Origin of the sequence: Pedobacter sp. (assembly GCF_040513095.1) — a bacterium.
Lineage (GTDB): Bacteria > Bacteroidota > Bacteroidia > Sphingobacteriales > Sphingobacteriaceae > Pedobacter.
The window spans coordinates 17,726-43,702 of the sequence record NZ_JBEVDX010000023.1 but is presented as its reverse complement, the minus strand read 5'-3'; the positions used below and the strand labels follow the sequence as shown (position 1 = coordinate 43,702).

28 protein-coding genes are annotated in these 25,977 nt (G+C 43.9%); 22 read left to right on the top strand and 6 right to left on the bottom strand.

All coding sequences use genetic code 11. The features are described 5' to 3' along the window. Nucleotide 1 precedes the first annotated feature (1 nt). Nucleotides 2–214 (bottom strand): hypothetical protein, encoded by a 213-nt coding sequence (locus tag ABWY16_RS03590; RefSeq protein ID WP_353903283.1) that lies wholly within the window; start codon nucleotides 212–214, stop codon nucleotides 2–4. Between the two features lie 43 nt (nucleotides 215–257). Beyond that, the gene (locus ABWY16_RS03585) at nucleotides 258–440 is read right to left on the bottom strand and encodes a hypothetical protein (protein ID WP_353903282.1); all 183 of its coding nucleotides are present in this window, start codon (nucleotides 438–440) and stop codon (nucleotides 258–260) included. A 440-nt stretch (nucleotides 441–880) separates the two neighbouring features. Here ABWY16_RS03585 and dnaA point away from each other — a divergent pair, with 440 nt between their 5' ends. Beyond that, nucleotides 881–2,317 carry a chromosomal replication initiator protein DnaA gene (dnaA, locus tag ABWY16_RS03580; protein ID WP_353903281.1) on the top strand — a complete coding sequence of 479 codons (1,437 nt, stop codon included), beginning with the start codon at nucleotides 881–883 and terminating at the stop codon, nucleotides 2,315–2,317. A 7-nt stretch (nucleotides 2,318–2,324) separates the two neighbouring features. On the opposite strand, the gene ABWY16_RS03575 is transcribed toward dnaA, so the two are convergent. After that, nucleotides 2,325–2,603, bottom strand: coding sequence for a hypothetical protein (locus tag ABWY16_RS03575; RefSeq protein WP_353903280.1), 279 nt, complete (start codon nucleotides 2,601–2,603; stop codon nucleotides 2,325–2,327). 212 nt (nucleotides 2,604–2,815) lie between these two features. On the opposite strand from ABWY16_RS03575, the gene ABWY16_RS03570 reads away from it, so the two are divergent. From ABWY16_RS03570 to ABWY16_RS03495, 16 genes are all read left to right on the top strand, one after another. Continuing rightward, nucleotides 2,816–4,189, top strand: a complete 1,374-nt coding sequence (locus ABWY16_RS03570; RefSeq protein WP_353903279.1) for an NAD-dependent succinate-semialdehyde dehydrogenase — start codon at nucleotides 2,816–2,818, stop codon at nucleotides 4,187–4,189. A gap of 71 nt (nucleotides 4,190–4,260) precedes the next feature. Next, the gene (locus ABWY16_RS03565) at nucleotides 4,261–4,470 is read left to right on the top strand and encodes a hypothetical protein (protein WP_353903278.1); all 210 of its coding nucleotides are present in this window, start codon (nucleotides 4,261–4,263) and stop codon (nucleotides 4,468–4,470) included. A 77-nt stretch (nucleotides 4,471–4,547) separates the two neighbouring features. After that, nucleotides 4,548–5,813, top strand: a complete 1,266-nt coding sequence (locus ABWY16_RS03560; protein WP_353903277.1) for an Hsp70 family protein — start codon at nucleotides 4,548–4,550, stop codon at nucleotides 5,811–5,813. A gap of 56 nt (nucleotides 5,814–5,869) precedes the next feature. After that, the gene (locus ABWY16_RS03555) at nucleotides 5,870–7,579 is read left to right on the top strand and encodes an alpha-amylase family protein (RefSeq protein WP_353903276.1); all 1,710 of its coding nucleotides are present in this window, start codon (nucleotides 5,870–5,872) and stop codon (nucleotides 7,577–7,579) included. Between the two features lie 36 nt (nucleotides 7,580–7,615). Further along, entirely contained in the window at nucleotides 7,616–8,653 is a 1,038-nt protein-coding gene (locus ABWY16_RS03550) for a sialidase family protein (RefSeq protein ID WP_353903275.1), read from the top strand. Between the two features lie 24 nt (nucleotides 8,654–8,677). After that, a complete protein-coding gene (locus ABWY16_RS03545; protein ID WP_353903274.1) occupies nucleotides 8,678–9,502 on the top strand; it encodes an SDR family NAD(P)-dependent oxidoreductase in 825 nt (274 codons plus the stop codon). Nucleotides 9,503–9,612: 110 nt separating this feature from the next. Beyond that, nucleotides 9,613–10,191 carry a YceI family protein gene (locus tag ABWY16_RS03540; RefSeq protein ID WP_353903273.1) on the top strand — a complete coding sequence of 193 codons (579 nt, stop codon included), beginning with the start codon at nucleotides 9,613–9,615 and terminating at the stop codon, nucleotides 10,189–10,191. 37 nt (nucleotides 10,192–10,228) lie between these two features. Next, entirely contained in the window at nucleotides 10,229–10,546 is a 318-nt protein-coding gene (locus ABWY16_RS03535) for a hypothetical protein (protein WP_353903272.1), read from the top strand. 104 nt (nucleotides 10,547–10,650) lie between these two features. Beyond that, nucleotides 10,651–11,766 (top strand): glycosyltransferase, encoded by a 1,116-nt coding sequence (locus tag ABWY16_RS03530; protein WP_353903271.1) that lies wholly within the window; start codon nucleotides 10,651–10,653, stop codon nucleotides 11,764–11,766. Nucleotides 11,767–11,940: 174 nt separating this feature from the next. Then, nucleotides 11,941–12,702 (top strand): hypothetical protein, encoded by a 762-nt coding sequence (locus tag ABWY16_RS03525; protein ID WP_353903270.1) that lies wholly within the window; start codon nucleotides 11,941–11,943, stop codon nucleotides 12,700–12,702. 4 nt (nucleotides 12,703–12,706) lie between these two features. Further along, nucleotides 12,707–13,015 (top strand): M61 family metallopeptidase, encoded by a 309-nt coding sequence (locus ABWY16_RS03520; RefSeq protein WP_353903269.1) that lies wholly within the window; start codon nucleotides 12,707–12,709, stop codon nucleotides 13,013–13,015. A gap of 34 nt (nucleotides 13,016–13,049) precedes the next feature. Then, on the top strand, nucleotides 13,050–14,273 hold the full coding sequence (locus ABWY16_RS03515; protein ID WP_353903268.1) for a M61 family metallopeptidase: 1,224 nt from the start codon (nucleotides 13,050–13,052) through the stop codon (nucleotides 14,271–14,273). An 80-nt stretch (nucleotides 14,274–14,353) separates the two neighbouring features. After that, entirely contained in the window at nucleotides 14,354–14,683 is a 330-nt protein-coding gene (locus tag ABWY16_RS03510) for a hypothetical protein (protein WP_353903267.1), read from the top strand. Nucleotides 14,684–14,698: 15 nt separating this feature from the next. After that, nucleotides 14,699–14,923, top strand: a complete 225-nt coding sequence (locus ABWY16_RS03505) for a hypothetical protein (RefSeq protein ID WP_353903266.1) — start codon at nucleotides 14,699–14,701, stop codon at nucleotides 14,921–14,923. A gap of 85 nt (nucleotides 14,924–15,008) precedes the next feature. Continuing rightward, nucleotides 15,009–15,191, top strand: a complete 183-nt coding sequence (locus ABWY16_RS03500) for a YtxH domain-containing protein (RefSeq protein ID WP_353903265.1) — start codon at nucleotides 15,009–15,011, stop codon at nucleotides 15,189–15,191. A gap of 58 nt (nucleotides 15,192–15,249) precedes the next feature. Further along, entirely contained in the window at nucleotides 15,250–16,302 is a 1,053-nt protein-coding gene (locus tag ABWY16_RS03495) for a DUF748 domain-containing protein (RefSeq protein ID WP_353903264.1), read from the top strand. A 73-nt stretch (nucleotides 16,303–16,375) separates the two neighbouring features. Here ABWY16_RS03495 and ABWY16_RS03490 read toward each other — a convergent pair whose 3' ends face one another. After that, nucleotides 16,376–17,581 carry an MFS transporter gene (locus tag ABWY16_RS03490; protein WP_353903263.1) on the bottom strand — a complete coding sequence of 402 codons (1,206 nt, stop codon included), beginning with the start codon at nucleotides 17,579–17,581 and terminating at the stop codon, nucleotides 16,376–16,378. Between the two features lie 244 nt (nucleotides 17,582–17,825). Between ABWY16_RS03490 and ABWY16_RS03485 the strand changes: the two genes are divergently transcribed. After that, nucleotides 17,826–18,257, top strand: coding sequence for a winged helix-turn-helix transcriptional regulator (locus tag ABWY16_RS03485; protein WP_353903262.1), 432 nt, complete (start codon nucleotides 17,826–17,828; stop codon nucleotides 18,255–18,257). A 120-nt stretch (nucleotides 18,258–18,377) separates the two neighbouring features. Beyond that, the gene (gene trxA, locus ABWY16_RS03480) at nucleotides 18,378–18,701 is read left to right on the top strand and encodes a thioredoxin (RefSeq protein WP_353903261.1); all 324 of its coding nucleotides are present in this window, start codon (nucleotides 18,378–18,380) and stop codon (nucleotides 18,699–18,701) included. A 65-nt stretch (nucleotides 18,702–18,766) separates the two neighbouring features. Here trxA and ABWY16_RS03475 read toward each other — a convergent pair whose 3' ends face one another. Continuing rightward, the gene (locus ABWY16_RS03475; protein ID WP_353903260.1) at nucleotides 18,767–19,105 is read right to left on the bottom strand and encodes a hypothetical protein; all 339 of its coding nucleotides are present in this window, start codon (nucleotides 19,103–19,105) and stop codon (nucleotides 18,767–18,769) included. Between the two features lie 136 nt (nucleotides 19,106–19,241). Here ABWY16_RS03475 and ABWY16_RS03470 point away from each other — a divergent pair, with 136 nt between their 5' ends. Beyond that, the gene (locus ABWY16_RS03470) at nucleotides 19,242–20,654 is read left to right on the top strand and encodes an FAD-binding oxidoreductase (RefSeq protein WP_353903259.1); all 1,413 of its coding nucleotides are present in this window, start codon (nucleotides 19,242–19,244) and stop codon (nucleotides 20,652–20,654) included. Nucleotides 20,655–20,746: 92 nt separating this feature from the next. Here the strand turns inward: ABWY16_RS03470 and ABWY16_RS03465 are convergent, their stop codons facing one another. Continuing rightward, entirely contained in the window at nucleotides 20,747–21,610 is an 864-nt protein-coding gene (locus ABWY16_RS03465) for an OmpA/MotB family protein (protein WP_353903258.1), read from the bottom strand. 283 nt (nucleotides 21,611–21,893) lie between these two features. On the opposite strand from ABWY16_RS03465, the gene glgX reads away from it, so the two are divergent. Together glgX and ABWY16_RS03455 are read left to right on the top strand one after the other, a co-directional pair. Beyond that, a complete protein-coding gene (gene glgX, locus ABWY16_RS03460) occupies nucleotides 21,894–24,020 on the top strand; it encodes a glycogen debranching protein GlgX (protein ID WP_353903257.1) in 2,127 nt (708 codons plus the stop codon). Nucleotides 24,021–24,033: 13 nt separating this feature from the next. Next, nucleotides 24,034–25,977 (top strand): alpha-1,4-glucan--maltose-1-phosphate maltosyltransferase, encoded by a 1,944-nt coding sequence (locus tag ABWY16_RS03455; protein WP_353903256.1) that lies wholly within the window; start codon nucleotides 24,034–24,036, stop codon nucleotides 25,975–25,977.

Below are 25,977 nucleotides of genomic sequence, written 5' to 3'. Positions count from 1 at the left end.
ATTACGAATGCCCCAACTCTTCAACGTCATTGCTGTCCTCTTCAGGATCTTTTTCTATGATTACTGTTCCCGAAGTCTGAACCGGCCGGTTGGCACCTGTACCGTTGGTTTCTGGCATGTCTTCCGGCTTTTCTTCGGCTGCGAGTTTGTCCAGCTGGCTTGTAGGATTAACGTCTTCCTGATTGTGCAGTTTATCTGAATTTTGATCTTCCATAATGTTCATTTTTTAAAATAAACATCCGGGCTATGATTCTGTTTTATTTTTTGACAGTAATTGTCCTTCCGGTAACCAGGTGAAAGGTATATATCTTATTGAATCCGTCATCAGTGGTCTCCATACTTTCTACCAATCCGGTTTTACTAAAGGTATCCGTTATCATGCTGCCTTTTTTTACATCCTGTAAAACACTCGTAGGGGTATCGTTATTCAATCTGATCATTTCAAATATCATTAGGGTATGCAGTAAAGATAGGATCTGTGCTCATAAATGAGGAGAAAACTGCCGGATTTACTGAAGAAAAATGTGAACAACTGCGGAACAACCGGAATCGGATTCTGAGGTTATCCCCAGAAATTATGCCCTAACTCTCTTTTTTTTTCTGCCCTAAATCTGACTCAAGTACCATAGTGTTCAGGGTGTTGTTTTTGGATCTATCCCACCTATCCACGTTATTGACAATGCCGGGGGACAATAGTTAACAACATGTGTTGATAACCCATACTTATCCACATTAAAATCTAAATAATTTTCATATGTGATTGCATTACAGCTGGTTAATCCTAAGTATAAGTTTATGTTTTTTTGTTTACTATTTTCTTGATCTTCGCAATCCCCAATCGAAAGGGAACAAATTTTTAGACGAATAACAACAATATACTATGCAGAATACTTGTACAACAGTGTGGAATAACTCACTTCAAACTATCAAAGCGAACATCCCAAATCAGAGTTACAGAACCTGGTTTGAACCGATCTCTGCTTTGAAGCTGGAAGGGAATGTTTTGACTGTACAAGTGCCAAGCTTATTTTTTTACGAATGGCTGGAAGAACATTATGTAGGGCTGTTACGCAAGACTGTTAAACAACAGCTGGGAGAAGAAGGACGCCTGGAATATAACATCGTTGTGGATAACAAATCTTCCAACAGCGGATCGCCATATACTACCAAAATGCCCTCAAGCGGTAATGCTGCTGCGCCAAATGCGCAGTCGCCATCTGTACCTTCAGCTGCTGCCGGTAAAGACATCAGAAATCCTTTTGTAATTCCCGGAGCGAAGAGAATGAACGTTGATCCGCAATTGAATTCCAATTACACTTTGGAAAATTATGTAGAGGGAGATTGTAACCGTCTGGCGCGTTCTGCAGGTTTCGCTGTGGCAGCAAAACCGGGAGCAACATCATTCAACCCGCTAATGATCTACGGTGCGGTAGGACTGGGAAAATCACACCTTGCACAGGCAATCGGCAACGAGATCAAACGTACCCATCCGGAGAAACTTGTGATATTTGTATCCTGCGAAAAGTTCTGCCAGCAGTTTGTAGAGTCATTGAAAAACAATACGATCAATGATTTTGTGAACTTTTACCAGGCCATGGATGTGATCATCATGGATGATGTCCATAATTTTGCCGGAAAAGAGAAAACACAGGATATCTTTTTCCATATCTTCAACCACCTGCACCAGTCGGGCAAACAGATCATCATTACTTCAGATAAAGCACCGAAAGATTTATCCGGTTTAGAAGAAAGATTGCTGAGCCGCTTCAAATGGGGATTATCTGCCGATCTTCAGATCCCTGATCTGGAAACCAGGATTGCCATCCTTAAAAAGAAAATGTATGCTGATGGTATCGACCTTCCTTCAGAGGTAGTTGAATACGTAGCACATAATATAGATAACAACGTACGTGAACTGGAAGGTGCAATGGTATCCCTGCTTGCCCAGTCTACGCTCAACAAAAAGGATATCGATCTGCCACTGGCAAAGTCGATGTTAAAAAACTTTATCAAGAACACCTCCAAAGAAGTTTCCATGGATTTCATCCAGAAACTGGTATGTGAATACTTTGAAGTACCTGTGAACCTGGTAAACTCGCCAACCCGTAAACGCGAAGTGGTGCAGGCAAGACAGATCTCTATGTATCTCTCTAAAAGCCTGACCAAATCTTCACTGAAGAGCATCGGAGCATATCATGGGGGCCGCGACCACTCTACAGTGATTTACGCCTGCCAGACCGTTGATGACCTGATGGGTACTGACAAAAAGTTCAAAGGATATGTAAATGATATCCAGAAGAAATTACAGATGAACTAATTTTCATTTAATACGTTAAATTGAGGTAATTCACATGGACGTTTTCTATCATATAAAGGTAGAAAACGCTCAGGATATGATTTACCTCATCTTCTATTTCGCTTTTCAGATCATGGTTGTACAGGTCTATCTGTAAAACGGGTACATTGTTCCTGAATTCCATGTATAATCTGTAAGGCATGATCCTGCCTTTAACGGTAATCATCTGTTCAGAAACAGATTCAATGAGAACAGGACAAATGAGCGCAATTTTGTTTGCCAGGGCATTTAAATCTATTGTATTCATGGCGGTAAGGTTCTAAATAATAATAGTTTCAATATCAATGTTTTTTTGCGATATATGTTTCATATCCATAGAACTTGAACAAACTGAACAATGCCTGTTCAGGCCCGGGGGGCACTATTCACTCGCAAAAACCACACAATTCATTCTCCCGCTTGTTAACATATGCAGAAACACCAGGCCCTTATAAACGGTTAGCACTGGACAAATAGCATATGAGCATTCAATCCATCAATCCATTCAATGGAGAAGTTATAAAAGAATACATGGAAGATACTGATCTGGAGATCAGTGAGAAGATAGACCGCGTTCAGCAGGCCTGGCTTACTTATCAGCATACAAATTATGCCATGAGGGCAGATCTGCTGCAAAAGATGGCCGTACTGCTGGAAGAAAGGAAGGACCAGCTGGCCAGGCTGATGGCAGGCGAAATGGGTAAACCCTTAAAACAGGGGCTTGCCGAAGTAGTAAAATGTGCTGCGGTATGCAGGTATTATGCGGAGAATGGAGCCGACTTCCTTGCCGACGAGCAGATCGAAACCCAGGCCTCCAAAAGTTATGTCAGCTTCAGGCCAATAGGTATTGTGCTGGCCGTTATGCCCTGGAATTTCCCATTCTGGCAGGTATTCAGGTTTCTTGCACCGGCTTTAATGGCTGGTAATGCCGGGATCTTAAAACATTCCTCGGGAGTAATGGGTTGTGCGCAGGCGATAGAACAAGTTGTTAAAGACGCAGGTTTCCAGGAAGATATATTTAAAGCGCTGATCTGCAGCAGTAAATCCATCGCAAAAGTAATAGAAAACCCGCTGGTGAAAGCCGTTACCATAACAGGCAGCACCAATGCCGGGAAGAAGATAGCTGAGCAGGCAGGCAGTCTATTAAAGAAAACCGTGCTTGAACTTGGCGGGAGTGATCCTTATCTCGTGCTGGCCGATGCGGATTTACCTGCAGCGGCCAGGGTTTGTGCAGAATCACGCTTAATTAACAACGGACAGAGTTGTATTGCTGCCAAGCGGTTTATCGTGGTGAAAGAAGTTGAAGAAGAGTTTACCCGCCTGTTCAAATACCAGATGGAACAAAAGAAAACTGGTGATCCTTTCAAAGAAGATACTGATCTGGGACCTATGGCAAGGGCAGACCTGAGAGATGAGCTTCACCAGCAGGTGCTGAAATGTATTGAGCAGGGTGCAGATTGTATCCTTGGAGGAAAAATTCCTTTTGCTGATGGGGAGCATGCTTTTTATCAGCCCACTATACTCCGTGATGTTAAAAAAGGGATGCTTGCCTATGATGAAGAGATCTTCGGGCCGGTCGCGGCCATCATCACTGCAGCAGATGCAGCCGATGCGGTAAGGATCGCCAATGATACCAACTTCGGACTGGGTGCAGCAGTATTTACAAGGGATATAGATCTTGCAGAAGATATTGCCAGAAACCAGCTTGCTGCAGGCTCCTGTTTTGTAAACGAAGGGGTCAAATCCGATCCGGCATTACCATTTGGTGGTATCAATGAATCCGGGTACGGCCGTGAGCTCGCCATGTTCGGTATCCATGAGTTCGTCAACATCAAAACCGTGTACATCAAATAACTAATTAAAACCAGTTTGCCTTCAGTATTGTTACCACAGCAGATTGTCATTGTTATCAAATAAACGAGATCATGGAAGAACAGGAAAAAAATAAACCGGAAACAGATCAGAGGGAAAAGATTGTAAAGGATCCTTTTCAGCCGCAGGGTCCGCGGGACGGTCTGGATAATACCGGGACACAGGGTTACGACTCATTGAAAGATGATGGTTACACAGGCGATTCTGAAAAAGATACTGATGGTGATACAAAAGATGGAACCGCAAGTGTGGTGACCCCTTAATTGTATATTTTTTTTAATACATTCGCGCCCCGGGAAATACCTGCGATGTGAATGTATTAATTAATATCTTTTTTGCGATGAATAAGTTTCTTTATGGAATTGACTTTGGTACCACGAACTCTGCATTATCAATTTATGATGAAGAAAAAAAGGAGATCATCAGCACGATTACTGTCCCTTCGCTGATTTACTTTCAGCATGAACCAGGTACAGGGGATAGTCCAGATTATGTGATTGGAGAGCAGGCTGTTACATCTTATCTGAAAGATGGCATGAAAGGCCGCTTTATCAAATCCATTAAACAGATCCTTTCCAGAAGCAGCTTTATTGAAACACGGATCCATAATAAAAGATACAACGCTTCTGATCTTGTTACCCTGATCTTAAAAGATCTGAAGGCCAAGGCTGATCAGATTACCGGATGCGACTGCCAAAGAGCAATTATCGGAAGACCCGTATTTTTTGATGATGACAGTACTGCAAAGGATACCCTTGCACAGACACGGTTGAGCAAAGCGGCCGAGAACGCAGGTTTCACCGAAGTACGTTTTCAGTTTGAGCCTATCGGCGCTGCCTTTGCCTATGAAAGGACAATCAGTAAAAAAGAGAAAGTTCTGGTAGCCGATCTTGGTGGTGGTACAACAGATTTTACCTATTTAATTCTGGATCCTGCAAAAGCCGCAAATCAGGACAGGAAAAATGATATGATCGCCAGCGGTGGTATCTATATTGGTGGCGACAGCTTTGATTCTGCTTTTATGTGGGACAGGGGCACGCCACATTTCGGTAAGAACACGCTTTATGAGGCCACACCCGGTAAGGTGCTTACCGTCCCTATCTCCCTGTTTGCCAATATCTGCACCTGGGATCAGATGAACTTTTTTAACAGTCTCCGGATTAAAAGAGATATGGAGGATTATTATCATTACTCTAAAAAAGATAAAAAGTTTAAAAACCTGCTTACACTGATCGACAATAATCTGGGCTATTCCGTTTTCCAGTCCATTGAGAAAACCAAAATAGAACTGTCTGAGCAGGAAGATTCACAATTCTGCTACTCCAATATGGAAATAGAGATTGATGAAGAGATTTCTCTCACACAATACGAAGCTATCATTGAAAAAGATATCAGGAAGATCAGCATATACCTCGATGAGTTTATGCTGAAAAATGAAATCAAACCCGGGGATATCGACAGTTTGTTCCTCACCGGAGGAACCTCACTGGTTGGCGCTGTACAAAATCTGTTCAGCAGCAAGTTCCCCAGCGTTCCTGTAAACTCGGGCGATAACTTTACCAGTGTTGCCAGGGGGCTCGCTTTAAGCGGTTATTTATTCGAATAAATATAAATGGAACTTTTTTAATGCAGGAATGTTAGGGAAGCTGAAAACCAGATCCTATGCGCCTTTATCCCGAAAGATACATCATTATTATTCTTATGATCTGCCTCGGCAGCTGCAAACAATCAACAGAAAAGCAGGAAACTGTAAAAGCAGTTCCGGAGTGGTACAGCAATGCATTCATTTATAATCTGGATGTAGAAACTTTTAAGGACAGCAACGGAGACGGGACCGGAGATTTCAACGGATTGACCCAGAAACTGGGCTATCTGGATACACTTGGCGTGGATGTAATCTGGTTGGCGCCATTTCAGCCAACGCCCAATGGCGATGATGGATATGACGAAACTGATTATTACGGAATAGATAAAAACCTGGGTACGGCCGCAGACTTTCAGAATTTTATGGCTGCTGCCAAAAAGAAAGGGATAAAAGTAATCATGGACCTGGTACTGAACCACACCTCCAGTGGCCATGACTGGTTCAAGATGGCAAGGGCAGATACTACTTCAAAATATCATTCCTGGTATGTATGGTCGGATAAGAAACCCGGTGATGCAGACAAAGGCCTGGTTTTTCCGGGAGTACAAACCGAAACCTGGACCTTTGATGAGGCAACCAAAAAGTACTATTTCCACCGTTTTTATGATTTTGAACCTGATTTAAACTACGAGGAGCCACAGGTACGTGAAATGGCAGCCGATGTACTCCGTTACTGGCTCAAAAAAGGTGTTGACGGTTTCAGGCTGGATGCCGTTCCTTTCATTATAGATCTGCCCAAAACCGGCAGCGCCAATCCCAAACATATGTTTGATCTTTTGACCAGCATGCGGAAAACTGTACAGTCCATTAACCCCAATGCGGTGCTCCTGGGAGAGGCCAATGTAACTGCTGAGGAGAACAAAGACTTTTTTGGCACAAACGGTAACCGGCTTCAAATGATGTTTAACTTTTATGTGAACCAGTATCTGTTTTACAGCCTTGCCAGGGAAGATCCTGAATCCCTGAAGAAAGCGCTCGAAGAATTCAGGCTGAAACCTGCCACATCACAGTGGGCATTCTTTTTAAGAAATCATGATGAGGTAGATCTTGCCCGTTTAACAAAAAGCCAGCGTTCGCTGGTGTTTAAAAAATTCGGTCCTGAAAGTAACATGCAGATTTATGACAGGGGGATACGGAGAAGACTTGCCCCCATGCTTGCAGATCCTGCGCTGATCAGAATGAGTTACAGTCTGCTCTTTTCTTTTCCGGGTGCCCCTGTGATCAGGTACGGAGAGGAAATTGGTATGGGTGATGATCTTACTTTGCAGGAAAGATTATCCGTCCGGACCCCTATGCAATGGGATCGCTCGGCCAACAGCGGTTTCAGTACCGATAGTATAACAGTAAGGCCGGTTATAGGTTACGGCGATTATTCTTTCCAAAAAGTGAATGTGGCCGATGAGTCAGCCGATAAAAATTCCCTGTTATCCTTTATTAAAAACCTGGTTGAAATAAGAAAGTTACATCCTGAAATCGGATTGGGGGAATGGAAAATTCTGGATGCCGGAAATTCAAATATCATGGCTATACAATATCTGTTCAAAGGAAAACAACTGATTGCTGTGCACAACTTTAGTAAAAGCCCGCAGCAGTTCTCACTGGAGGAGAAAGCTGTACAAGGTGCAGATTTTACAGAACTGACGGGAGGTAAAAAGCAGGTAAATATCGGTAACGGCGGTAAAATCCAGTTGAATGGTTACGGCTTTCAGTGGTACACAGCCAAATAAAATGTATTTTTATCAGCTGATCCTGACTGATATTTTATGAATAAATTTTTTCCTGTCGCCCTCATGGCTGTTTTTGGCCTCTTTTCTGCTGCTCATGCGCAATCGTCCTGGGTAAAATTAAAGGAAGAGCTGGTGTTTAACAATCCGCCTTTCAAACAGTGCCATGCCTCAACCATGGTTGAAGTTGCTCCGGGAAAGGTTCTCCTGTCCTGTTTCGGCGGATCTGCCGAAGGCAAAAAGGATGTGGATATCTGGTTGTCGTCAATCGATCAGCAGGGTATATCCCAGCCTGTGGATGTAGCCAACGGAATCGTAAGTGATACACTAAGGTTCCCGGCATGGAATCCGGTGCTTTTCAAAACCAAAAGCGGTAAACTTTTCCTTTTTTATAAAGTAGGCCCTAACCCAAGAGAATGGTGGGGAATGGTAAAAACCTCAGCTGATAACGGGCAGAGCTGGTCGGCAGCCGGGCGTTTGCCTGCCGGCATTCTGGGGCCAATCAAAAATAAACCTGTTCAACTTTCAGACGGAATTATTTTATCTCCTTCAAGCGTGGAAGTCACAGAAAACCGCTGGACTGCCCATATGGAGAAGTCGGCAGACGACGGAAAGACCTGGGAACTGATCCCGGTAGATCCGGAATCAAAGTTTGATGTGATCCAGCCAAGCGTCCTTTTCTACGGTAAAAACAAAATGCAGATCCTTTGCAGGAGCAAACAGGGGAGTGTGATGCAATCCTGGTCATCTGACGGTGGAAATACATGGGGTAAACTAAGTAAGACATCACTTTTAAATCCGAATTCCGGTACTGATGCTGTGACATTGAAAGATGGAACACAGCTGATTGTTTACAATCCTGATGTTCCCGGCAAGGATTGGTTCAATGGCAGGAGCAAATTAAGGCTGGCCAGTTCAAAAGACGGTAAGACATGGGAAGATGTGCTTGTCCTGGAAAACGGTACCAAAGAAGAATACAGTTATCCTGCGATTATACAAACTGCAGACGGCCTGGTGCATATCAGCTATACCTACGACAGGAAAAATGTAAAGCATATTGTCCTGAAAAAGGGCTAACAACAACCATATAAACATAAAGCAGTGAGAGCACTCGATTTCAACAAAAAGTGGGTTTTAGTAACCGGTGCATCCTCCGGTTTAGGGTATGAGATGGCTCAGCAGCTGGCGTATCAGTACCATGCAAACCTGATTATTGCTGCAAGACGAGCTGATAAACTCAATCAGCTGAAAGCTGATCTGGAACGTGATGCCCATGTACAGGTTAAAGTTATTGTGGCTGACCTCTCTGTATCAGCAGATGTAGAACGTCTGATAGCTGAATGTTTAAACGGCCAGGAACTTTATGCAGCGGTGCTCAACGCAGGTATCACACATTTCGGGCCTCATGCCGATCTTGCACAGGATGATTTTGAACGGCTTGTACAAACCAATGTGATCAGTGTTGTCCGCATTACAGGAGAACTGGTTAAACACTTTGAAACATCAGGAGCTGAGGGGGGTATTATGATAGTATCCAGCATGGCGGGAATATTCCCCGTTCCCTATCAGGCAGCATATTCGGGTACCAAATCGTTTTTAATTGGCTTTGCCAATGCATTGGCACATGAAATCAAAAGCCGGACACTTTCGCTTACTATCTTTGCTCCCGGCGGTATTGTTACCGAAATGACTGCTACCGAACAGTTCAATGATCTGCAGGGATGGCTGATGCCGGTGAAGCAGGCTGCAAAAGAAGGCATTTATGCACTGAAAAGCAGGAAGTTCAACTATGTCCCGGGGGCATTGAACAGGCTGGGCAACATTTTTATGAATCTCTTACCAAAAAAACTGATCGTTGGCATCCTTGCCAGAACCTACCAGCGGTCGCTCGAGAAAGTAAGTCCTGCCGGCAAAGCTAAATCCTGACCAGTGTAATATCCCCGAATTTGGGAGTTGTACCGCATAACCAGAAGCCAGACCTTTATACTTTAATATCAATACAGCTATAAATCGTTAGCTGTAAAACAAAGAAAGTTATGGCTACATGGAAAATAGACGCTGATCATAGTTCAATAATGTTCAGTGCAAAGTATTTACTGCTCAATACAATAAACGGTTATTTTACAGATTTTAAAGCCGAGGTTCGAACCGAGGGAGAGGATATTACTGATCATCCCCTGATAGATTTTACTGCGGAGATCAATTCTGTTCAGACCAATCAACCGCAGCGCGACGAACACCTGCTGTCTGCTGATTTTTTTGATGCTGAACAGTATAGTCAGATCTCGTTCAAAAGTATCGCAATGGAACAGGTGAATATCATCAAGAACCCCTTTCCGATTGGTCCTTATCAAAAAAGTTATCATTTAGAGGGTAACCTGACCATTAAGGGCATTACAAGGCCTGTTACATTCAAAGTAGAACACCAGGGAAAGGTTACTGATCAATACGACCGTTCGCTTTCGGTTTTTACACTTAAGGGCCTGCTTTCAAGAAGGGATTTCGGGATAACCTGGGGAGAGAAAACGCCGGCAGGGAAAGCAATTTTGAGTGATGAAATCCGCATCAGCTGCAGCCTTCAGTTTGTGCAGATGCCTGAGGCAGTATTATCATAGTATGATTCTTCCCAAGAACTGGTATATTTGACCCATTATGGGTTACGCAAAAGAAAGAGGAAAGCTTGAGAAGTTATTAACCAGACTGGTTGGTATCAATATTTATAATGAGAAGAGCCTGGCAGTTCTTCATGACAGCCATGAGAAATACTCGCATACGGTTAGGATCCTGAAGAATAAAGAGCCTGAGGCATTCAGTGATTTATACAAGAATGAATTGCAGGAAGTAAAAGACGGAAAAAAAGCGGTCAAAGAAGATGATGCTATTGAAGACCGTCAGAACAGCTTCCTGGCCTATAAAGATGCGATCACTCGTGCTATAGAAAAAACTATAAAAGCTACCCTTGAGGTTTAGCTGAATAAAGGAAATCCCCGGATTTCCTTTTATTTTTTCATCTCTTCTACTTTTCCTAAACATTCGATCCTCCGGCTTGTTACCTGCTGAAATAGGAATGAATAATGATAACCATCCTGGTGTTTCCCTTCAGCGTACAGGCCCATTATCTGCGCTGCCTTGTGCTGGCAGGAAAATTTGACGCAAGAGCATATACCGTTTTATTTGTACAGTCGCCACAATACGATAAGTATGTGGAAGAGCGGGGATACAAGACTTTTCGATGCGAACACTTTGAAGCCGGCCACGTGATGGACTGTGCAAAGGACTTTGATTTTTCGTGGTTAAACCGCAGCGTTCTTGAAAAAATTATGCTGAGCCAGGTTCAGGCAATCAGGGAATATAAGGCTGATATTGTCATAGGAGACATGAGCCCTTCACTGAAAATGGCGGCCGAGATTACAGGTGTAAAATTCATCTCGGTCCTTAATGGCTACATGAGTAAATATTATACTTTCACCAGAGGTGTATCAAAAAGCATGTTCGGATATGGTTTCATGAAGAAATTACCGGAGACGATGTCTGACAGGATTACAGACTTCGCAGAAAGCATTGCGTTTCGCTATGTACACCTTCCTTTCAGGCGTATCAGGCAGAAATACGGACTGCGGCCTGTGACAGACTATCTCTCAGAACTCGAAGGGGATGAAACTATCCTGTGTGATTATGAATATCTCTTCCCACAGCATCAGCTGCCTGCCCATTATCAGATTGCCGGTCCCCTGATTTATCATCCGGATCAGTCCGAAGAATTATGGCTGGCAGATCTCGACGAAAACAAAGCGGTAATTGTTGTGTGTATGGGCAGCACGGGCGACTGGCAGAAAGTAAGCTTTCTGAATGATCCCTATTACAGCAGGTACAGCATCATTGCTGCCGGAGATAAAACCAGGGTACTGTCTGCTCCGCATATCATTTCAAAAAACTTTGTTAACCTCAGTGAGGTACTTAAAAATGCAGACCTGATGATCTGCCATGGAGGTAACGGCACCATGTACAATGGCATTGTAAACGGTGTTTTTATGTTTTGTATCCCCAGTAATTTTGAACAGGAATGGAACATCAGTGCTATGGAACGAAACGGGCACGGGCAGTCGGCCGACTGTTTTAACGCTGTGGAATGGAAAGACGAGATCAGAAAGTCGCTGCAGGACTGGCTGAGCAAGGTGCTACCGCTTTGACAAATTTCTAACCTTAAATTTCTTTTTATCATCTCCTTACTTTGCCCTGCGTTCGAATGCACAGCGGGATTATGACCCGAAGAACTGTTTTTCTGGATTGATTAGCTGTGCCGCTAAGGCAGATTAAATCAGTAACAGCTTTGATCGTAAAGCAGGAAAACTTATCTTTCCTTTATGTTAAAGAAAATTGCCGCTACTCTCATTTTAGGAATTAGTTTTATCTACAGCCATGCCCAAACCACCAGACTTACCGTAAGGGCACAGGCAAAGGATGCAAAGTTTATAGGAACCGGGATCGGCGGTGCGTATGTCACGGTAAGAAACAACCTCAGCGGCGAAATTCTGGCAAAGGGTTTAACAACCGGCACTTCAGGGAATACCGACCTGATGATGAAAGGACAAAGAAGGGGCCTGCCCGTTATCGATACTGCAACGGCTAAGTTTGAAGCCGCAATAGCAATCACTGAGCCTACTTTTGTAGATATCGAAGCAGTAGCGCCAATCACAAGGAGAAATGCTGCGGTAAAATCCACTACGCAGGTCTGGCTGATACCAGGTAAAGATATTATTGGCGAAGGTGTATTGCTGGAATTTCCGGGCTTCATTCTGGATGTTTTGTCGCCCAGCACCCATGAGTTTATAAAGCTGGATGATCTAAGAGGAAATCTCAAATTTAAGGTAAGCCTTACGATGATGTGCGGCTGCACAATTACAAAAGGCGGTATCTGGGATGCGAATGGGATTGAGGTAAAAGCAATTGTAAAGAAGGAAGGCATCCGCATTACTGAAATACCGCTTTCCATTACCGCTGCTGCCAATATTTTTGAAGGTATATTAAAGACCGTTGAAAAAGGTAATTATGAGCTGGTGATTTACGCTTATGATGCCAGAACCGGCAATACAGGTGTAGATAAAATCAACTTTGTAATCCAGTAAATTTATGCATGTTCCTTTGTTCATCACTAAGAAAACCAGCTTTTGCTTTGTCCTCACCCTGATCTTCATTTGCCAGGTCCGGGCACAGCAGCTGCCTGTTAAAATGCAATATACAGTTTCCATGGAACGGGCTGCCGATCAACTTTACCATGTGGAGCTGACCTGCAGGGTAAAAGCAAAGACGCTTGATTTTAAGATGTGCGCCTGGACACCAGGTTACTACCAGATCATGGATTTCTGGAAGAAAATGGTCAGGTCTAGTGGCTACAGGGCTGGATACTGTCCCCCATCAAAAACATATTTACAAGGCTGATAATTTTGATGTGCTGTATGACAGTCCATTTCTGATGGGCAATCTGGAAGTACTGCCAGCTTTCCGTGTATCCGGTAAGCCACATGATTTCATTGCCTATCAGATGCCTGCTATAGACCGGCAGGAGTTTATGGACAACCTGAAAAAGATTGTGGAAACCGGGAGCAAAATCATTGGTGATGTTCCTTACACACATTATAGCTTTTTATATATAGGGGCCGGAGGCGGAGGGATTGAACATCTCAACTCTGCATCGCTGAGTTTTAGCGGGGCAAGGCTGGGTTCTGCTGAAGGGAGAAAAGGGCTGTATAACTTTATTGCCCATAAGTATTTTCATACTTTTAATGTCAAGCGGATCAGGCCGGTAGAGTTGGGTCCTTTTGATTATTCAAAGGAAACGCATACCAATATGCTGTGGGTGTCTGAAGGTTTTACAAGCTACTACGAGAACAGTATCAGTACACGGGCCGGACTTCAAACTGCAGAAGATATGCTCGCTAACTTCCAGACGTACATTCAGAGTTATGAGAACAGACCGGGGCATTTGTACCAATCTGCTACGCAGGCCAGTTACAACACCTGGAATGACGGCTTTGATGGGTCTAAAAACGGAGAAATTGATAAAACCATTTCTTACTATGATAAGGGTTCGGTACTTGGCCTTATGCTTGATTTCAATATCCGCCATGTTACCCAAAACAAACATTCGCTCGATGATGTGATGCGCCAGCTTTACAATAAATACTACAAAAAACTCAACCGCGGTTTTACTGAGCGGGAATTTCAGACAGAGTGTGAGCAGCTGGCTGGCGTAAAGCTGCAGGAGTTATTTGATTACGCTTTAACGGTGAAAGCTCCGGATTATCCAAAGTACTTTGCCTATGGGGGCCTTAAAATTGATACAGTTTCCACAGCTGTTTACAATCCTGTATGGGCGGGCCTGGGAGTAAGGCCGCAGGCTGATACACTTCAAATCATGTCGGTCGACTGGAACTCGCCGGCATGGAAGCAGGGCATAAGAATAAATTCCAGATTGCTGGCGATCGAGGGTTTAACTGCTACTTCTGAACGCTTTAAACGTACTTTTGAAGAAAAAAAAGAAGGGGACACTCTACACCTAACGGTTGAAGCAAAGGGCGAAAAGAGGGATGTGGCGATAGTGTTGGGCAAAGATGTGCAAAGGACATTCAAAATTAGTCCGGCTGCGCAGCCAGATGCTTTGCAAAAGGCAATTTATGACAGCTGGGTAGGTAAGTAAATGTGTTTCTGGATTCAGCTAAAATAAATATCATAATATATTTTATATACTAAATATATTAGCATATTTTTGTTGTTGTTATGCAAAAGGAATTCAACAAACAGCTCGATATACACCTCAATCAGTGGGTGCAGAATAGTCAGTCTATCAATTGGTCGCATGGTGATCAGCCCTTTTTTAGCGTAGGGGCTGACAGCGATATCCGGGTCAATTTAAATTTGCTGAGCGAGTCGTACCGTAACAAACATATTGTGGCGGAGCCCGTTAATTACTGCCATATGTTTCTTTCTGTACTGGAGCCTTATCTGGCGCAGTTCCTTATCCAGTTTGGCGTAAGGGAATACGAGTTTACTTTTTGTTTCCTGATCAATGGAGCAACATTTAAAGATTGTTTGCTGACAGCAGCATAAGAAATAGGAAAGCGTATGCAGGTTTATCATTATTCATTGCCCGATAGTCAGGAAGACATCATCATTATCGCACCGATCCAGGAAGAAGAAGAGTACCTGGTGATGTGGGAAGGTCAGGAATTAGGCTACATCTACCCGATCTTAAACGACTCTTTTTATATCGACTGGAAAGGGAGCAACCCCATTCTGAACTTACTGGCTAAACAGCTGGGGATCTTTATCGAAGATGCTGGTTTGTGATTTTATGCCACCTGAAGAAGAATTGAGGAAACTTTAAACATTCCATACTAAAGCATGTTATACCGTCTCATCAACTAGCTATAAAATGGGATTATTTAAAACAATCATTGTAAGCGCCGCGGTATACGGTGTTTACAAATTTCTTACCGAACCAGACGTTCTGGGCAAAACCAGGTTGGAAGAAATCAGGGAGAAAGTGCCTGAACTGATAGACAAAGCTAAAATTGCCAAAGAGGATATTCAGTCCGGGCGACTGCCACAGCTTTAGTCTTCGCGGTATCAACCAGGAGTACCACGCCATATTTCGCTCATCAAAACGCATCTTAATGTTTAAAGCACTAAAAACCTCTACGAAAATTGTTATTGGCGTGGTAATCCTGTTGGTCTTGCTGCGGATCGCGCTGCCTGGCATTGTCAAAAATTACGTGAACAAACAGCTAAATGAACTTCCCGGTTACAGAGGCCATGTGGATGATATCGATATCAGCCTCTTGCGTGGTGCATATGTCATAGATAATTTATTGCTTAAGAAACGGGCGGACACCAGCAAATTCCCCTTTCTGCAAATTGCTCATGCTGATTTAGCAATAGAGTGGAAATCTGTATGGAAAGGAAAACTGGTCAGTGAAATTATTCTTGACAAACCTGTCATTTATATACTGAAAGAAACAGCAGATCTTTCCAAAGAACCTTCAAAGGACCATTGGACAGAAACGGTAAAGGCATTGATGCCCATTACGATTAACAAACTCCAGGTAAACCAGGGAACCTTCAAATATCTCGACCGTCAGGCCAGCCCGCAGGTTGATCTTTATCTGGACAGTCTGCAGCTCACAGCACATAACCTGGCAAACGTTGAAGAAAAACCCGGCCGGCTACCCTCATCGGTTGTACTGCGTGGGACATCAATTGGAAGTGGTAAACTGAAGGCAGACATGATGGTTAATGTATTCAAAGAGGTGCCTGATTTTGACCTCAACATGCAGCTTACCGGAGTAAATATGACCAGTCTAAATGGATTTATAAAAGCGTACGGCAAGTTTGATGTAGAACGCGGATCGCTAAATCTGTATAGCGAACTCAAGTTAATCAATGGAAATATAGATGGCTATGCCAAGCCTTTCATCAGGAACCTGAAAGTGCTGAACTGGAAGAAGGACGTGAAGGAAGGCGGGTTTTTCCAGGCAGCAAAAGAAGCAGTCATTGGTCTTTTTAGCAAAGCTGTAGAAAACCCCAAACGTAAAACGATTGCTACCAAAGTGGAAATCAAGGGCAATGTGAGCGACCCTGAAACCAGCGGCTGGAAAACATTTTTAGGCATATTAAAAAATGCGTTTATCAAAGCCTTTAACCAGGGAATAGAAGGATCATTGGATTGATCATACCTGATATTGCAACAGGGTATAAAGGTAATTTCAAACTAAAACCTCTGTTCAGCATCAAAAATCCGCACTATGCGATTGCTTCGCGCTTCTGTCTTTGCCAGATCAGTACTGCGATGAAAAGACCTGCAAATACCATAGCCATACTGAAAGGAAAGATATAAAGCATGCCGAAGTGGCTGGCAATTCCACCAACCAAAGGACCCGTAATTCCGAGAGAAAGATCGATAAAAAGTCCGTAACCACCGATAGCAGCACCCTGGTTGGAGGCAGGTACCAATTTTACAGCTTCTACACCCAGGGCAGGGAAGACCAGTGAAAATCCAAGCCCTGCAATGCCGGCACCGATAAGGGCTACATGCGGCACATTGGCCAGCCAGAGAATCATTAAACCGATGGTTTCCAGTGCCAGACACCAGATTGCCGTCTTCATCCCTCCGGATGTTTCGATAGAACGGGCAAAAAAGATCCGGCCAAGAATAAATAATATACTGAACACTGAAAGGCAAAGGACAGCGCCGGTCCAGTTTAAATAGGCATAGTACAATGTGATAAATGTAGAGATAGTACCAAAGCCCAGACCACCGAGGGCGAGGCAGATCCCAAAGGGAGTGACCGTCTTGAGCACCTGGATAAATGGAAGCCTGGGAGCGCTGGTATGTGTACCTCTTATGGCTGTCTTGCTTTTGGCATAAAGCAAACCAATAATACCCACAGCAATAATTACGATGCCAATACTGCCCATTCCATAACTATTGTTCAGGATCAGTCCTAATGGCGCTCCGGCAGCCAATGCACCATAGCTCGCTATACCATTGAAAGACATGGCCCTGCCGGTATATTTATCCCCGACAGCAAAAATAGCCCAGTTGACAGGACTGGCACCGATGAGGCCTTCTGCAAAGCCAGTCATCAGCCGCGTAAGCACAAGCGTACCCAGGCTAAGTGCCGGAATGTCCCTGAACATATAAGCAGCAAACATCAGGATACCACTAAGGGAAAAACCAATCATACTAAGCAGAACTGCAGGCTTAGGGCCTTTCTTGTCAACAATACTTCCGGCATAGCCTCGCAGCAGAAAAGTAGTTACATATTGCACGCTGATAATAATCCCTGCCACCATGGTGCTGTAACCCAGGCGCTGATGGATGAAAACCGGCAGGATGCCCAGGGCTAAACCAATAGTGAAATAACCGATAAATGTAAAGGTGACGAACCCTGCTATTGTGAAACGAACTTTTGATAAAGATGCGCCCGCATGTGTCTCTGCTTGCATAAACTTGAAACTCTGAATAAGTACGCAAAGTTAAGTACCACTGCTTTTTTAAGGGAATTAAATGGAACACTTTACTTTCCTGTAACATATAAGATTTTAACAAACCTCATTAGTGTAAAGCTGCCGGAAAATAAATTCTACAACTGCTTCAACCGTCAATCCAGCCTGAAATAGCTGTAAGCAAAATTTAAATCGTAAATTTGAATAGAAACCCAGATTTTTTCTACTCAAATCATTAATTTTTATGAAGGATAATCATCTCCGGTCTGATTGCTCCATTTGTTATGCATTAGATATCTTCGGCGATAAATGGACACTGCTGATATTGCGCGATATGTTATTTGAAGGCAAGTCATCTTTCAGTGAGTTTAAAGCATCCGAAGAAAAAATTGCCTCAAATATATTGACCGACCGCCTCAAAGCCCTGGATGCTGAAGGTTTCCTGATCAAGACGGCATCAGCGGCGAACAAGGCTAAGTATCTGTATTCCCTGACCGATAAAGCAATCGATCTTTTACCGGTTTTTGTAGAACTTTTTGCCTGGGGGGATAAATATAAAGGAGTAGGGCAGCCATGCAACCCAGTGTATAAAAGGCTGACTGCAAACAATTCAAGTACCATAACTAACTATGCTCAGGAGCTGAAACAGCGCAGAGATGCTATTTTGGGGGGTTAAGCTGCCCGAATTGTTATCTTATTGTAAGAACATGCACATCTAGCATAAATACTTGTTGCAAAATGCAACTGGTATTTGGAATTTGTCTATCTTTGATATAGAAATTTAAACATAGGAATTATGAGTGCTATAGAAATTACTGATGCGAACTTTGAGGAACTTGTGCTGAAATCAGACAAACCCGTACTTATCGACTTTTGGGCAGAATGGTGCGGACCCTGTCGTATGGTAGGCCCGGTAGTTGAAGAAATAGCTAAAGAATATGATGGCAGAGCCGTTGTAGGAAAAATAAATGTTGACAATAACCCTGAGATATCTGTAAGATTTGGCATCCGCAACATTCCGGCATTGCTGTACTTTAAGGATGGTGAAATCGTAGATAAACAAGTGGGTGCTGTTCCAAAATCTGTACTGGCTGAAAAATTAATAAAACAGCTGAACTAAGACCGTTTGGATTGATTGTTTAATGAAGGGTGTTACAGTAATGTAATGCCCTTTTTTAGTACAAATCAGCCCAGGAAAAGCGTTTTGTAATCCGGATTGGACTCCACTCTCTTGAGCATGATGAAGGAAAATACCGCAACTATCCCAACCGGAATGATAATCGTCTGTATGATCAGGCTCAAAGGATTAAGCTGAAAATACCGCAGGGCATACACGGTGATGAACAAAGTGAAAATTGAATACTTGCTGATAGTAAACACCTTACTGTAAAGCGAAGCCTTTTTCATATTGGCAACCAGCTGCACACATTGTTCTTCAGTAAGGCTGTTTATGAAATCCATTTCTTCGGATTCCCAGTCCCATTCGTCAATAATAAATTCTCTTGCTGAGCTCTTGTATTCCATAGCAGGTGATAATGCCTAAAACTACGATAAATTCATCAAAAAGAGCTACAATACCATGCTGCTCTCCCCATATATGGTGAAACTAACCTCTATTTTGGGGATTTAAACCCGCTGCCGAAAGCTATAGCTTTGAAATATGATGAGCCAGCTATCGCGACAACGGGTCTTTTTTGAACTGAAAGCAGCATTGCAGGGGGAGGTAGTGGTACCCGGAGACTATCTGTATGCCCAGTCCGTAAAAATATGGAACGCCGCAGTAAACAAGCTTCCCGCAATGATTGCTTTATGTGAAAATACCACAGACATCAGTTCTGTAGTGAAAATCGCAGGAGAACACCACTGGAAGTTAACGGTGAAAGGGGGCGGGCACGACTGGTCGGGCCTGGCACTAGCGGAAGACGGCATTGTGATCGATCTATCCCGTATGCGTGGTGTGAAAATAGATGCTGCAAAAAAAGAAGCAACTATCGAAGGTGGTGCCACCGCAGGGGATCTGCTTGCTGCAGCAGATCAGTTTGACCTGGTTGCAGTGACAGGCACAGGCAGTACCATTGGGATGGCTGCATTAACTATGGGCGGCGGATATGGCCCGCTTACGCCAAAGTACGGCCTGGCACTGGATAACTTAATCAGCGCCGAACTTGTCCTAAGCGACGGGCGACTGGTAAATGCCGGGGAAAAAGAAAATCCTGATCTCTTTTGGGCAATCAAAGGAGGAGGGGGCAACTTTGGTGTAGTGGTTTCGATGAAGATCCGTCTGCATGACGCACAGCCTGTCTTGTCCGGTCAGTTTCTCTACCCATGGTCAGAAGCCGGCAGGGTAATGATGGCCTGTAACGAATATGCAAAATCTGCGCCGGATGAACTTTCGGTGATCACAGGTATTGTTCCGGGGCCGGCTGGAGAATGTGCTGTAATCGTAGCACTTTGCTGGTGTGGAGATCTCCATGCAGGGGAAATGTTTTTTGCGGACTTCAGTAGAGAAGGGAAACCGCTAACCCAAAAGGTGCAGCAAATGAGATATAAGGACCTGCTGTCTCAGTTTGATACTTTTGAAACGAAGGGCAATTATAACGATATGAAAACTCGCTGGCTGCCGGATCTCACTGATGAGTCGCTTGCTGTCCTTATGAAAGCAGGAGCAGAAAGAACATCAGATCAATCTACAATATTACTACAATACTTTTATGGAAAGCCAGCAAGGATACCGGAAAGTTCATCTGCATTTGGTTTACGAAAACCACATATACTGGTTTTAATTATATCGAGCTGGAGTGCCGGGGATGATGTATACCGGAATATCCATACAAAGTGGAGCAGGGAATTGAGTAATGACCTGGCTCAGCACGCGCTTCCGGGCGGTTATCCAAACGTGCTTACCACAGAGGAGCCAGAACAGGTGCTGGCTGCATATGGAAAGAACCTTGCAAGGCTACAAAGAACAAAATCCTTTTTTGATCCTGAAAAGATGTTCTCCTCTTACCCCATCAGCCTGCCAGCAACTATCAGGATGCATAAAAATAAGAATCTGGTAAAAAGCTTCAGATAAGCGTATAGAAAAGGCCGGTCCTGATTGCCCTTGAAACGTGTGTGACTTCAGGGGCAATCAAAACCGGCCTTGTTTTTAAGATGCTCAGATCTTTATGGTTTTTTAGCTTCAGGAGCTTTACCTATCAGGTCCATAAACTGATCCAGTTTAGGGGTGATAATAATCTGGGTGCGCCTGTTTTTAGCCTTTCCTGCATCTGTTGTATTATCTGCTATCGGATTGTACTCACCTCTACCACCAGCGGTTAACCTTTTAGGATCAACACCGTAAGTGGTTTGCAGCGATTGTACAACCGATGACGCCCTTAAAGCACTCAAATCCCAGTTGTTACGGATATTAGGCAGGGTGATTGGCACTGCATCAGTATTACCTTCAATCAGCACATCATAATCATTGTAATCTTTAATGATCTTGGCAATTTTGCTTAACGTTTGTCCAGCTTTATCGGAGATATCATAACTTCCTGATTTGTAAAGCATGTTATCTGCCAGTGAAATATAAACTACTCCTTTTAAAACCTGCACATCAACATCCTGCATTTCTTCGCGACTAAGTGAACGGGTCAGGTTGTTGGTCAGCACCAAATTAAGCGAGTCGCTCTTGTTTTTGGTATTCACCAGGTGCTGAATGTATTTGTTGGATGAATTGATCTCATCAACCAGTTTAGAGATGTTCATATTTCCCTGTCCTGACGAAGTCAGACATTTATCCAGTGCTGCCTGTAGTGCCGCAACATTGGAACGTTCTGAGGTGATTTGCTCTTCAAGGCTTTTTACCCTTGAAGTTGATGATGAAAGGCCTTGCTGACTCTCATCGTACTTCTTACTGAGTTCAGTGTTCTTGTTTTGTAAATCGGTATAGTTGGATTGTAATTCGGTAAACTTCTTATTACTAACGCAGCCTTGTGATAAAAAAGCAATCGCTAACAGCGCTGCCGGCAAAATTGATAGTTTCATAATTATGATTTTTATTTAAATATCTGTATTCATACCTGCTGCTTGCACAGATCGTGCCAATACGAAATCAGACAGGGGACAGCAGTCACAATCATATATATCACCAGTATTACTGCGGTTATATTTTATCAGAGAGTATTTACATCAGTGAATATGCGTGGAATACCTGTTGTTACCGTATCCGCGAAAAAGTTGAAACCTTCAATTTCCATGATTGTTCCAGCCTCAAATGTTTGGAGCCTTTACAATTTCAGGTCAGCATTCTTATAACGAAATCAAAAAAATGAATTTAAAAACCCTTCCTGGAAAACCATTTCCTCTCGGCTCATCATGGGATGGCAATGGTGTAAATTTCACGCTATATTCCGAAAACGCAACTGCGGTTGAGCTTTGTCTGTTTGATGCTGAAGACGAGACAAAAGAAATTATGAAGTTCAGTATTACCGAACAAACAGATCTAACCTGGCATATCTATGTGGAGGGACTCGCAGCGGGCCAGCTTTATGGCTTCAGGGTGTCAGGTCCTTTTGAACCTGAAAATGGTCATCGCTTTAATTCCAACAAACTGCTGCTCGATCCTTACGCAAAGGCAATTTCAGGGATTATCAACTGGGATGACTCTTTATTTGCCTACAATGTGGGAGACCCTGATGAAGACCTGAGTTTCAGTGAAACAGACAGTGCACCTTATATACCCAAATCGGTGGTTATCGATCCAAACTTTGATTGGGAAGATGATCAGCTGCCGAATACGCCTTACTACAATACTGTAATTTACGAAGCTCATGTGAAAGGTTTTACGAAACTGCATCCGGATATTCCCGAAGAGATTCGGGGCACCTACGCGGCAATTGGCCACCAGGTAACAATAGATTATCTTAAAGGGCTCGGGATCACTGCAATTGAACTGATGCCAATACATCACTTTGTGGCCGACAGGCACCTGCAGGAAAAAGGATTAACAAACTACTGGGGTTACAATACACTGGGATTTTTTGCTCCCGACGTAAGATACTGCTCGGGCGGAAAGCAGGGCCAGCAGGTGATTGAGTTTAAAAACATGGTGAAAGCACTGCATAAAGCAGGTATCGAGGTTATTCTGGATGTAGTGTATAACCACACTGCAGAGGGTAATGAAATGGGGCCGACACTGTCATTCAAAGGAATTGACAACTCTTCGTACTACCGCTTAACTGAGGATAAACGCTTTTACATGGATTATACAGGTACTGGAAATACCCTTAATGCCTACCTGCCAAATGTATTGCGATTACTAATGGATAGCCTGAGGTACTGGATACTGGAGATGCACGTGGATGGTTTCCGCTTTGACCTGGCTGCCACACTGGCCCGCGAACTGCATGAAGTAAACCGCCTGAGCGCATTTTTTGATATTATCCACCAGGACCCTACGATCTCGCAGGTAAAGCTGATTGCTGAACCATGGGATATAGGGGAAGGTGGCTATCAGGTAGGTAAATTCCCTATAGGATGGGCCGAATGGAACGGTAAGTTCCGGGATTGCATCCGGGATTACTGGAGCGGCTCCGAAAATACGCTGCCTGAGTTTGCCGACCGTATTACAGGAAGTGCAGATCTCTATAAAGATTACAGAAAACCAACTGCAAGTATCAATTTTATCACTGCCCATGACGGCTTTACTTTGCACGATCTGGTATCATACAATGAGAAACATAACGATGCCAACGGCGAAGACAACCAGGATGGCGAAAGCAGCAACCGCTCCTGGAATTGTGGTGCTGAAGGACCTACCGATAATCAGGATATTATCGCCCTGCGCCTGAAGCAAAAAAGAAACTTCCTGACTACACTGTTTTTATCACAGGGTGTACCCATGCTGCTTGCCGGTGATGAGCTGGGGCGTACACAAAAGGGAAACAACAATTCCTATTGCCAGGATAATGAGATCTCATGGGTAGACTGGCAGGCGGCAGACCATGATTTGCGCAATTTTACCAGCAGCCTCATCCGCCTGAGGGCAGAACATGCAGTTTTTGCGAGGAAAAACTGGTTTAAGGGCCAGCCTGTGAAGGCCAACGGAATAGAAGATATCGCCTGGTTCCTGCCCGAGGGAACAATGATGGAAGACCACAACTGGAATGAAGGCGCTGCGAAGTCTGTGGCCACTTTCCTGAACGGAAAAGGGTTAAATACAATTAACGACAATGGTGAGAAGGTAGTTGACGACAGTTTCTACATGATCTTTAATGCACATGACGAAGAAATACAATACCAGCTGCCAGGTGATGAATACGGCGGAGAATGGCGCATTGTCATTGATACGGCTATAGCTGCTCCGGTAAGTACAACACTGATTTTTGCTCCCGGAACAAAAGTACCTGTAGGCGGGCGCTCAGTAGTACTGCTTCAAAATTTTAAGAATCAATAAAAAACGATTGATAATGGGTTTGAACAACGGCAAAAAAAGAGTAATTATCACGCAGGTTTCCCCCTCGGTAGAAGGGGGGAAATATCCTGCCAAGGCAGTGATCGGTGAAGCTATTACAATCGCTGCAGATGTTTTTGGGGATGGACACGATGAGGTGGCGGCAAGTGTTTTTGTGAAGCGCGTACAAACAGATCAGGTGCTGGAAATACCCATGACCATGAGCCTGAATGACCGCTGGGAAGCTAGCTATACTTTTGAGTCCACCGGCGAATATGAGTTCTGGATCAATGGCTGGGAAGACCATTATACAACCTGGAAAAAAGGCCTGAGGAAAAAGTATGAGGCAGGGCAGGATATCGCTCTGGAATTCCAGATCGGGGCAGAGTTGTTAAATGCTGCCGCAGTTCTTAGTGCCGATAGTCCTGTGTTGACAGCTGCGGCAGCGAAGCTAACACTTGTTTCTTCTGAGGAGGGCGTTTCAATCGCACAGAATGCAGAACTCGCAAAGATCATGTTTAAGTACAGACCTGAAGATACGGTAACGGTTTATCCAACAGTTTTCAGGATCTCGGTGGAACGAAAAAGAGCTGCCTTCAGCGCATGGTATGAGCTTTTTCCAAGATCAGCCGCTGCGGAACCCGGTAAACACGGTACCTTCAGGGATGTGGAGCGCTTGCTGCCAATGGTAAGTAAAATGGGTTTTGATGTATTGTATTTCCCCCCGGTGCATCCCATCGGGGAGCTCAACCGCAAAGGAAAAAACAATTCGCTGACCGCAGCTGCAGATGATCCCGGATCGCCCTGGGCAATCGGGAACAAAAACGGCGGCCACAAAGCCATTCATCCCCAGCTGGGAACACTGACCGACTTCAAACGCCTGAACAAAGCGGCAAATAAAATGGGAATTGAACTGGCAATGGACATTGCATACCAATGCGCACCCGACCATCCCTATGTGAAGGAACACCCGCAATGGTTTAAGTGGCGGCCTGACGGAACTGTGCAGTATGCAGAAAACCCGCCCAAAAAATACGAGGATATTTTGCCATTTGATTTTGAAACGGACGACTGGGAAAACTTATGGCTGGAGTTGAAAAGTGTAATAGACTACTGGATCAAAGCCGGTGTCCGGATTTTTCGTATTGATAACCCGCATACCAAGGCCTTCCGCTTCTGGGAATGGATGATCGCTGAGGTCAGGAAAACAAACCCTGATGTGCTGTTCCTTGCAGAAGCATTTACAAGGCCAAGACTAATGGAAAGATTAGCGAAAACCGGCTTTAACCAATCTTACACCTATTTTACCTGGCGCAATACAAAATATGAGCTCGAAACCTATATGAAAGAGCTCACCAAAACGGAAATGCGTTATTATTTCAGGCCAAACTTCTGGCCCAATACTCCGGATATTTTGCCCCCGGCGCTCATCAATGGCGGGGAAAACGCGCATATCATGCGGCTCATCCTGGCGGCAACGCTGTCTTCCAACTACGGATTATATGGGCCTGTCTATGAATTCGGGATCAATATCCCGCATGGACAAAAAGAAGAATATGGCGACAATGAGAAGTATGAGATCAAACACTGGGACTGGACAAAGTATACCCGTATCCGCGAGATCATCATCAGGATCAACCAGATCAGGAAGCAAAATACAGCATTGCAAAGTACCTGGAACATTGAATTTGCAGAAACCAGCAGCGATCAGATCATCTGTTACATCAAAACCGATCTCCAAACCGGAAACAAGCTCCTGATTGCAGTTAATCTGGATGTGACCCAAACCCATGCGGCCACGATTAAAATCCCTTTTGAACAACTGAATATCGACCCCGCAAAAGAAATCATTGCAAATGATCTCCTTAGCGGAGATATCTGGTATTGGCAAGGCGAATACCAGTATATAGAATTAAACCCATACCTGATGCCTGCACAGATTTTCAGGCTGGAACAATAA